Below are 261 nucleotides of genomic sequence, written 5' to 3'. Positions count from 1 at the left end.
AATCAATACCTATTCTTTTTTCGTTTTTATTAGGTGTAGTAGGTACTCTTGCACCATGTCAATTGACAGGAAACATTAGTGCAATGACTCTCTATGGAAATCAGTCTCTACAGAAAGGTATCTCTTGGAAGCATATTTTGTTATTTACTTTAGGGAAAATAGTAGCTTTTACGTCCCTTGGATTATTAGTATGGTTTCTAGGGAAAGAAGTACAACAATCATTAACTTCATACTTTCCATGGTTTCGTAGATTTATAGGTC

General features: G+C 33.7%; 1 protein-coding gene. It reads left to right on the top strand.

The genetic code is table 11. From position 1 onward, the window contains the following. Nucleotides 1-261: urease accessory protein UreH domain-containing protein (locus KVT11_RS20140; RefSeq protein ID WP_217609176.1), on the top strand; the 261-nt coding region annotated here is incomplete at both ends.

This window comes from Bacillus sp. GbtcB10 (assembly GCF_019091365.1).
Classification (GTDB): Bacteria; Bacillota; Bacilli; order Bacillales; family Bacillaceae; genus Bacillus; species Bacillus altitudinis.
Note: the sequence above shows the minus strand (reverse complement) of the source record. Positions and strands in the feature narration are given on the sequence as shown.